The organism is Nocardia sp. NPDC056064 (genome assembly GCF_042266925.1).
Taxonomy (GTDB): Bacteria; Actinomycetota; Actinomycetes; order Mycobacteriales; family Mycobacteriaceae; genus Nocardia.
This window is the reverse complement of record NZ_JBHJWO010000001.1, coordinates 2,546,195-2,552,616: the sequence shown is the minus strand read 5'-3', so window position 1 is coordinate 2,552,616 and position 6,422 is coordinate 2,546,195. Positions and strand designations below refer to the sequence as shown.

6 protein-coding genes are annotated in these 6,422 nt (G+C 69.8%); 4 read left to right on the top strand and 2 right to left on the bottom strand.

Annotated elements, in window-relative coordinates:
- From mtrB to hpf, 4 genes are all read left to right on the top strand, one after another.
- A partial coding sequence (mtrB, locus tag ACFC06_RS11665) for an MtrAB system histidine kinase MtrB (protein ID WP_375929706.1) occupies positions 1–1,112 on the top strand: 1,112 nt, incomplete at its 5' end.
- The gene (gene lpqB, locus ACFC06_RS11660; RefSeq protein ID WP_375929705.1) at positions 1,109–2,893 is read left to right on the top strand and encodes an MtrAB system accessory lipoprotein LpqB; all 1,785 of its coding nucleotides are present in this window, start codon (positions 1,109–1,111) and stop codon (positions 2,891–2,893) included. The genes mtrB and lpqB, both read left to right, overlap by 4 nt.
- A gap of 34 nt (positions 2,894–2,927) precedes the next feature.
- Positions 2,928–3,572, top strand: coding sequence for a ComF family protein (locus ACFC06_RS11655; RefSeq protein ID WP_375929704.1), 645 nt, complete (start codon positions 2,928–2,930; stop codon positions 3,570–3,572).
- Between the two features lie 183 nt (positions 3,573–3,755).
- Positions 3,756–4,454, top strand: a complete 699-nt coding sequence (gene hpf, locus ACFC06_RS11650) for a ribosome hibernation-promoting factor, HPF/YfiA family (protein WP_375929703.1) — start codon at positions 3,756–3,758, stop codon at positions 4,452–4,454.
- Positions 4,455–4,505: 51 nt separating this feature from the next.
- On the opposite strand, the gene bluB is transcribed toward hpf, so the two are convergent.
- Both bluB and ACFC06_RS11640 read right to left on the bottom strand, forming a co-directional pair.
- Positions 4,506–5,126, bottom strand: a complete 621-nt coding sequence (gene bluB, locus ACFC06_RS11645) for a 5,6-dimethylbenzimidazole synthase (protein WP_375935406.1) — start codon at positions 5,124–5,126, stop codon at positions 4,506–4,508.
- A 38-nt stretch (positions 5,127–5,164) separates the two neighbouring features.
- On the bottom strand, positions 5,165–6,409 hold the full coding sequence (locus ACFC06_RS11640; protein ID WP_375929702.1) for a fatty acid desaturase family protein: 1,245 nt from the start codon (positions 6,407–6,409) through the stop codon (positions 5,165–5,167).
- Positions 6,410–6,422: the final 13 nt, after the last annotated feature.

The window sequence follows — 6,422 nt, the reverse complement described above, 5'->3', positions numbered from 1 at the left end:
GCGTGGTGCTGCTGGCGGCGATCACCGCGCTGGTCACCCGGCAGGTGGTGCTGCCGATCCGGTCGGCGGCGCGGATCGCGGGCCGCTTCGCCGACGGCAGGCTCAAGGAACGCATGCTCGTGCGCGGCGAGGACGACATGGCCCGCCTGGCGCAGGCGTTCAACGAGATGGCCGAGAGCCTGTCCAACCAGATCACCCAGCTCGAGGAATTCGGTAATCTGCAACGCCGCTTCACCTCCGATGTCAGCCATGAGCTGCGCACCCCGCTGACCACGGTGCGCATGGCCGCCGACCTCATCCACGGCTCCAGCGACGATCTCGATCCGGCGCTGGCCCGCAGCTCCGAGCTGCTGGTCAACGAGCTCGACCGGTTCGAGGGCCTGCTCAACGACCTGCTCGAGATCTCCCGGCACGACGCCGGTGTGGCCGAGCTGCAGGTGGAGTCGCTGGACGTGCGGATGTGCGCGCGGGCCGCGATCTCCACGGTGCGTCATCTGGCCAAGGAGGCCGGGGTCGAGGTCGTCATCGATCTGCCGGAGGACCCGGTGGTCGCCGAGGTCGACCCGCGCCGGGTGGAGCGGGTGCTGCGCAATCTGCTCGCCAACGCGATCGACCACAGCGAGGGCAAGCCGGTGCTCATCCGGATGCGCGGGGACGCCGAGTCCAACGCGGTCGCCACCGTGGTGCGCGATCAGGGCGTGGGCCTGCGACCGGGCGAGGAGAAGCTGGTGTTCAACCGCTTCTGGCGCTCGGACCCGTCGCGGGTGCGCCGTTCCGGCGGTACCGGTCTGGGTCTGTCGATCAGTGTCGAGGACGCCAACCTGCACGAAGGCAGGCTGGAGGCCTGGGGTGACCCTGGTGTCGGCGCCAGCTTCCGGTTGCTGCTGCCGATGGTGCGTGGCCGTAAACTCGGGCAGAGCCCGCTCGCGCTGGAGCCGATGCTGCGCAAGGTCCCCGCGCTGCCCGAGTCCGAGCCCGCCGAGCCGGACGAGCCGGCGACCGACGTGGCGCCCCCCGACCCCGGTGCGCGGGCCGACGGGCTGGCCGGTGCCGAGTCCGACGGGCCCGATGCCGAGCCGACCTCGACCGAGACCGGAGACCGACAGACATGACGAAGGCGCGTGGTGTGTTCGCGGCCGCCCTGGCCGGGCTGCTGATCCTCACCGGCTGCGCCAGTCTGCCGGAGTCCTCCGCGCCGCAGGCATTGGGCACGATCAACCGGGCCCCCACCTCGGCCGGTCCGCCGCCGCCCGCGCAGGGCCGCGATCCCGACCTGCTGGTGGGCGACTTCCTCACCGCCAGTGCCGACCCGGCCAACCGGCACGGCGCGGCGCGCCTGTACCTGAGCACCGAGGCCGCCGGCGAGTGGAACGACGAGGTGAGCATCACCATCGTCGACCGGCCCGACATCCTGCGCGAATCGCGGTCCGGCGACAAGGCCTCCTACGTCATCCGGGCCCGTAAGGTCGGCGAGCTCGGCAGCGACGGCGGCTACCGAGCCGTCGACGGCATCCTCGAGAACAAGATCGAGATGAGCAAGCTCGAGGGTGAATGGCGCATCACCGACCTGCCCGACGGTGTGGTGACCGACGCGAACTCCTTCGACAAGTCCTACCGCCGCTATGTGCTCAACTACGTCGAGCCGGGCAACTCCGCGCTGGTCCCGGACCCGCGCTGGGTGTCGGCCTCGCGCGGGGAGCTCACCGAGCGGCTGATCGGCCTGCTGAGCGCGGGTCCGCAGGCGGCGATCGCCCCGGTGGTGCGCAACGAGCTCGCGCCGCCGGTCGCGGTGAACGGGCCGATCACCAAGGCCGACAACGAGCCGGGCGAGGTCGGCGTCGGCATCGGCGGAGTGCGCATCGATTTCAGCGGCGTCGGCAATCTGGGGCAGCGCGAGCGCGAACTGTTCGCGGCGCAGGTCGTGATGACCCTGGCCGGGGCCGACATCCTCGGACCCTATGTGCTGCTGGCCGACGGCAAACCGCTCGACGAGCGCTACGCCGACGGCTGGTCGGTCGCCGATGTCGACCAGTACAGCGCCAGCGCCCCCGGGCAGAGCCGGGTCGGGCTGCACGCGCTGCGCAACGGCACCCTGGTGCAGGTGACCCCGGACGGCATCGTCACCCCGAGTGGTTCGTTCGGCGAGGCCACCAATCTGCAGTCGGTCGGTATCTCCGCCGACGGCCAGTTCGTCGCCGCGGTCGCCGACACCGGCAGGCCCGAGTCCGAGCCAGGCCGCACGCTGCTGATCGGCAACTACGGCGCCAAGGCCTTCGGGGTGGCCGAGGGGATGAGCATCGCGCGGCCGTCGTGGACCGCCGACGGCGGTGCGGCCTGGACGGTGATCGACGGGGAGCGGGTCATCCGCGCGGTCACCGATCGTGCCACCGGCAATGTCTCGGTGGAACCGGTCGACACCACGGCCCTGCTGGAGGGCACCGGCGCGCCGCGGACCCCGATCAGCGAGATCGCGGTGTCGCGCACGGGGGTGCGGGCGGCGCTGATCGCCGACGGCAAGGTCTACGTGGCCGTCGTCGAGCGCAGGCCCGACGGCAAGTACGCGCTGACCTCCCCGGTCCCGGTGGCGGTCGGCCTGAGCACCAGGGCGGTGTCGCTGAGCTGGGTCACCGGCGACACCCTGATGGTGGCGCGCGAGGGCAATGTCGATCCGGTGCTCACCGTGTCCATCGACGGTTCCCAGCTCACCCCGGTGACCCCGCAGAACCTCACCCCGCCGGTCCGGGTGGTGACCGCCACCCCCACCACGCAGTACGTGGCGGACTCGCGCGCGGTGCTGCAACTGCAGACCGCCGACCCGGCCCGCAACGACCGCTTCTGGCGCGAGGTGCCCGGCCTCACCGGCGACAACGTCGTGCCCGTGCTGCCCAACTGAAACCTGTCGGACCCCGCGGTCATACTCCCTCGCTATGAGGGAGCTGCTGGATCTGGTGTTGCCCACCTGCTGCGGTGGTTGTGACCGGCCCGGTCCGTCCTGGTGTCCGGAGTGCGCGGCCGCGCTGACCCGTGCCCCGGTGCGGGTCCGCCCGCGCGCCGACCCCGGCGTGCCGTGCTGGACCCTGGGCCCCTACGCGGGTCCGGGCCGTCGCGCGGTCCTGGCCGCCAAGGAGCGCGGCCGCCGCGATCTGGCCGAACCCCTCGGCCTGGCGCTCGCGCACGCCCTGGCCCGGCTGCGCGCCCCGGACCGGCCACTGCTGCTGGTTCCCGCACCGACCAGAGCCGCCGTGGCCCGGCGCCGCGGCGGCGATCCGGTGGCCCGCGCGTCGGCGGTCGCGGCGAGTTGGCTCATCGATTGCCGGAGCGTGCCGCTGCTGCGGCTGGGACGTGGCGTGCGCGACTCGGTCGGTTTGACCCGGCGAGAACGGGCACACAATCTGCACGGCCGGATCATCGCCGCTCCGGTCCCCGCCACCGGGGCCCCGCTCGGGACGAATGCCGAGGTAGTCCTGGTCGACGACGTGCTGACCACCGGGGTCACCGCACGCGAGTCCGTGCGCGTTCTTGGCCGGATCGGCGTAGTTCCGTGTGCCGTTTTGGTGACGTGTGCGGCTTGACGGGGCGAAATTTGCGTGAACAGTGGCGCACTTGCTCGCGGCGGACTAGCGTCGCGAACACACACCGATCCACAAGCTCGGGAGGTGGGGCCGCGGATATCTGGTGCCGGGCGATTCCCGATCGGCACAGCTCAATCTCGCCGCACACGAGCTCAGCGTGCGGCCATTATCCGGGAGGTACGCGTGACGACTTCTGCACGGACATCAGTGCGAGATGCTGACCCTACGGCACTGCTGGACGGTGCCGACGACACGACCGAAACCCCACACGCTGAAGTGGTGGTCTCCGGCCGCAATGTCGAAATCCCCGACCACTATCGAATCCATGTCGCGGAGAAGCTCGCTCGCCTCGAGCGCTTCGACCCGTCGATCTTCCTGTTCGATGTGGAACTCTTCCATGAACGCAACCGTCGTCAACGCAAGGCCTGTCAGCGAGTGGAGATCACCGCGCGCGGCCGTGGCCCGATCGTGCGCGCCGAGGCGTGCGCCGACAGCTTCTACGCCGCGCTCGAATCGGCCACCCAGAAGATCGAGAGCAGACTGCGCCGCGCCAAGGACAAGCGCCGCGTCGTGCACTACGGGGACAAGACCCCCGTCTCGGTCGCACAGGCCACCGCGACACTGGTGGACGACTCCCTGTTCACCCAGCCCAACGGCGCGGAAGCCCACGCCCACGGCGAGGACGTCGACGATCAGGCCGGCCCCGGCCACATCGTGCGCACCAAGGTGCACACCGCGACGCCGATGTCGGTCGACGACGCGCTCTACCAGATGGAACTGGTCGGGCACGACTTCTTCCTGTTCCACGACCGCGAGACCGACCGTCCCTCGGTGGTCTACCGCAGACACGCCTTCGACTACGGCCTGATCCGGCTGGCCTAGGTTCCGACGCGCAGCTCCGGGCACCCGTCACCGCGGGTGCCCGGACCGCGTTCAGCCGCCGAAGGTCTCGGCGTGCACGGCCTCGCGCAGCGCCCGCCCGGACCGCCAGCCGAAGCGTTCCAGATCCGGTACCTGCTGGAACTCGCGCACCGGGCCGACGCACAACCAGGCCACCGGCCTGATGCCCGCGGGCAGCGCGACCAGCTCGGTCAGGAATTCCGGTTCGTAGAACGACACCCAGCCCACGCCCACCTGCTCGGCGGTCGCCGCCAGCCACAGATTCTGGATCGCGAGCACGGTCGAGTACACCCCGGTCTCGGGCACGCTCGCCCGGCCGAGCACCTGCGGACCGCCGCGCCGGTCGTCGTGGGTGACCACGATGCCGGTGCCGCTCTCGACGATGCCCTCGATCTTGATCGGGGCGAAGGTCTGGGCCCGGTCCGCGGGCAGCGCGTCGTGGAATTCGGCCCGCTTGCCCGCGACGTGACCGGCGAAACGGCGCAGCGTGTCGGGGTGGCGGACCACCACGAAGTCCCACGGCTGTGAGTTGCCCACACTGGGCGCGCGGTGGGCGGCGTCGAGGATTCGCCAGAGCGTGGCGTCGTCCACCGGCTCACCGGTGAACTCGGCACGGACGTCACGACGCAGACGGATCGCGTCGTAGACGCTCAGCTGATCGGCACACACGCCGATCAGTGAACCTCGAGCCCTCAGGCCACCGACCGGCGGGCCAGCTTGCGCCCGGCGGCCAGCGCGGTGCGCAGGCCGCGGCGACGCCCGGTCACCGGGTCGATGGTGGCCACGGTGTTGCCGTCGAAGAACCGCTCGGACTTGGTCTCGGGCGCGTCGTCGGAGGTGTGGCGCAGGTACTTGTTGGGCAGGGCCAGCTTGAGAATGGTGCGCCAGGACTTGAAGTACTGCACCGGCAGCGAGCCGGTGGTGTAGGGCAGGTCGTACTTGTCGGCCAGCTCGCGCACCCGCACCGCGATGTCGGCGTAATGGTTGCTCGGCAGGTCGGGGAACAGGTGGTGCTCGATCTGGTGGCTCAGGTTGCCGGTCATGAAGTGCATGACCGGGCCGCCGGTGATGTTGGCGCTGCCGAGCATCTGCCGCAGGTACCACTCGCCCTGGGTCTCGTTCTCGATGTCTTCCTTGGTGAACTTCTCCGCGCCGTCGGGGAAGTGGCCGCAGAAGATCACCGCGTTGGTCCACACATTGCGCACCACATTGGCGGCGAAGTTGGCGGTCAGCGTCGAGAAGAACGACGGGCCGGTGAGCAGCGGGAAGATCAGGTAGTCCTTGGCGGCCTGCTTACCGATCTTCTTGAGCACCAGCTTGCGGTCGGCGTCGAACTGCTGCCACTCCGGGGAGTCCTTGGACCACTTCTTCTTGGCGACCTTGCCCAGCTCGAGATGCTGGATGGCCACGCCGTACTCGAACAGCGCCTGCAGCAGGAAGTTGTAGATCGGATTGCCCAGGTAGAACGGCATCCAGCGCTGGTCACGGGTGACGCGCAGCAGGCCGTAGCCGATGTCGTCGTCCATGCCGAGCACGTTGGTGTACTTGTGGTGCAGGAAGTTGTGGGTGATCTTCCAGTGCGCCGAGGGGCCCGCGTTGTCCCATTCCCACGAGGTGGAGTGGATCTCCGGATCGTTCATCCAGTCCCACTGCCCGTGCATGACGTTGTGCCCGATCTCCATGTTCTCGATGATCTTGGCAGTGCCGAGCAGGGCGACGCCGGCCAGCCAGGCCGGGGGCAGGAAGCTGGCGAACAGCACCGTGCGGCCGCTGATCTCCAGGGCGCGTTGTAGCCGGATGACATTGCGGATATACCGCGCGTCCGACGCACCCCGGGAGGATTCGATCTCCCGGCGGATCGCGTCGAATTCCGCACCGAGTGCTTCGACATCCGCCGCGGTGAGGTGCGCGTATTCCTTGACATCCGAGATCGCCATGCCGGTTACAGTA

Excerpts from the sequence above, each read along its gene's own strand:
- lpqB (WP_375929705.1), top strand. The coding sequence starts at position 1,109 with ATGACGAAGGCGCGTGGTGTGTTCGCGGCCGCCCTGGCCGGGCTGCTG.
- ACFC06_RS11655 (WP_375929704.1), top strand. The coding sequence starts at position 2,928 with ATGAGGGAGCTGCTGGATCTGGTGTTGCCCACCTGCTGCGGTGGTTGT.
- ACFC06_RS11640 (WP_375929702.1), bottom strand. The coding sequence starts at position 6,409 with ATGGCGATCTCGGATGTCAAGGAATACGCGCACCTCACCGCGGCGGAT.